This window comes from Flavobacterium sp. (genome assembly GCF_036741995.1).
GTDB lineage: Bacteria > Bacteroidota > Bacteroidia > Flavobacteriales > Flavobacteriaceae > Flavobacterium.
On the sequence record NZ_DAINRG010000097.1, the window covers coordinates 1 to 2,824 of the forward strand.

Sequence of the window (2,824 nt, forward strand, 5' to 3'; positions counted from 1 at the left end):
TATTGGAGTTGATCCGGAATACCAAAGTAAAGGAGTTACCGCTATTATTTTTAACGAATATTACAAAGTGTTCAAAGCAAAAGGGATTCAAAACTGCATCAGAACTCCCGAATTAGAAGACAATCACGCCATCCACAACATGTGGAAACATTTCGATCCGGTCACTTTTAGAAGAAGAAGAACTTACAAAAAGGATTTGAATTAATTTTTCACTTATTATTTCGTATAATTCTTACCGGAAATAATGCCGCTGATTCCTATTGATAGTCAATGGGAGCATAGCATGTGTATTTGTCTTTCTCAAGAAATTGTACAGTGTCTATTTTCTGTTTTTTTAATAAGTTCCTTAAAATGTTAGTTTTAGGTGTTGAATAATGCGTCGGTTTTATTATAATTTGATGGTTTAATCCTAAAAATTAGGTTAAAATCATTTTGCTTTTTTATCAATTTATGCAGTTAGTCGATGAAATAGAATTGTTCGTAGAAAACTTACGTAAATTTTAACATAAAATTAAATATATACCTAAATTTATATTCCCAATTGAAAATCTACCTGTTTTTTGCGTCATTAAAAGATGATTCTAGACACTCTCAATGTTATAATGCTTACCCCAAAAATACTTTGACACCTTCGCATGATGTGGTATAATTTAAATACCTAACATTATGAAAAGCAGTACTTTATTGAAGTTTTTAGAATTTCCCTGTTGCGAAGACTATGTCGTGAGCAGAGACGAAAACGGTTTTAAGTTAGATTTTTCCAAAAGCAATGCTTTGGAAAACAATTACTCAACTAATGAGAGTAATTCAAAAAGTCAAGGTGTGATTAGTATTATTTTACTGTTCATACTTTTTTTATTCTCTAATTTTTTAACAGCACAAACCATTACCGTTGATGGTAATCCGGTTGATTGGAATGCTGCTAACTTCAACCTTTTTACGGTAAAAAGTTACCAGCTCGACCCGTATGGGACAGGAGTTGTCGATACCCAATTTACCAGTTCCAAGGATTTCTTCTTGGCTGGCGGTGGTGGCCAGGGTCATCTCGGATGGGTTCTCGGACAAACCAAAGCGAAAAATGATATTGCCAATGCAGCAGCTATTGTAAGCAATGGAATTTTGTATTTCGCTGGAGACAGAACCTCTAATAATGGTGATGCCCAAATTGGTTTTTGGTTTTTATTAAATGGAACGGCACCTGTTGCCGGAGGTAATTTTGAACCTCCGCATGCTGTAGGTGACTTGTTAATTCTTGCCGACTTTACCGGTGGTGGAGCCAATGCTGCTGTAACTATTTACAGATGGGTAGGCGGAGGGCCACTTTCTTCTGGATCATCCTATGTTGTAGGTTCTAACAATAATTTAGAGACAACAAATCTGGTAGGTACTGTAGCTGAAAATAATGCTTCAACTTACCCAATTCCAACGGGATGGTCATTTATCAATCCTAATTATTTAACTAATGAGTTTTATGAAGGACAGGTTGATTTAACCAGCTTGAACTTAGCCAATACTTGTTTTTCAAGTTTTATATTAGAAGCGCGTTCTTCACAATCTATAACCGCTTCTTTGGATGATTTTGTGGGAGGTGCATTTAATGTACGTCCTACTGTAGCTATAAATAATGTGACCGTATGTTCTGGCAAGCCGGCAGTATTTACTGCAACTGCAACTGGAGGTATCGCCCCATTGACTTATTCATTTAATGGAGGACCATTTGGTGCTTCTAATACTTATACAATTGATCCTGCTACAGCGAATGGTAGTGTTACTGTCGTTGTTCAGGGTGGACCACCAAACAACTGTCAATCGCCAACGGCAACCGGAACGTTAACAATCAGTCCGGCTCCGACTTTAGTAACGCATGATCCGGCTCCGGTCTGTGCTCCACTTACGGTTAATTTAACATTGGCAGCAGTGACAGCCGGAAGTAATCTTCAAGGTGGTACATTGACTTATTGGACAGATTCAGGCGCTACGACGCCTTTGGCAAATCCAGCTGCTGTTTCCGCTTCAGGAACCTACTATATTAAAGCTACTACTTCAGCGGGTTGTTTTGACATAAAACCGGTCACAGTAACCGTTATTCCAAGTATTCCTATCGAAATTCATTGTTCGGCTAATGTAAGTACTAGTGCTTGTGCCTATGTGGATCAAGCAGCTTTAGATGCTGCATTTGCGACTTGGGTAGCCGGATTTACCGCAACAGGTGGAAACGGAACTTTGATAACTTCAGGATTAAATGGTTTAGTGGCACCTACACTTTGTACTGGTGGTTCAGTAACAGTTAATTTTAGTGCTTCTGACAGTTGTGGTAAACAAGCAGCATGTTCAGGAACCTTTACTATTACTGCTGCTCCGGCTGTGGTAGTAAACCAACCGGCCAACAGCACTACCAGTGCCTGTGCCTATGCAAACCAAGCCGCTGTAGATGCAGCGTTTGCCCAATGGTTGACAGGCTTTACAGTAAGTGGCGGATGTGATCCTCATGGAAACTACGGACAAGTAAGTGCCCCTGCCGCTTGTGGAGGTGCAACAACGGTTACTTATACTGTTACAGATAAATGTTATACCACATCAACGGTAAGCAGAACCTTTACTATTACTGCCGCTCCGGCTGTGGTAGTAAACCAACCGGCCAACAGCACTACCAATGCTTGTGCTTATGTAAACCAAGCCGCTGTAGATGCAGCGTTTGCCCAATGGTTGACAGGCTTTACAGTAAGTGGCGGATGTGATCCTCATGGAAACTACGGACAAGTAAGTGCCCCTGCCGCTTGTGGAGGTGCAACAACGGTTACTTATACTGTTACAGATAAATGTT

Annotated in this window: 1 protein-coding gene and 1 pseudogene; both read left to right on the forward strand. The window is 39.9% G+C overall.

Annotated features, from left to right (window positions below; translation table 11 throughout):
* Positions 1-205 (forward strand): annotated as a pseudogene (locus tag V7D82_RS13595) (GTP cyclohydrolase); the annotation flags it as partial.
* A gap of 461 nt (positions 206-666) precedes the next feature.
* On the forward strand, positions 667-2,824 hold a 2,158-nt coding region (locus V7D82_RS13600), incomplete at its 3' end, for a hypothetical protein (RefSeq protein ID WP_333601495.1).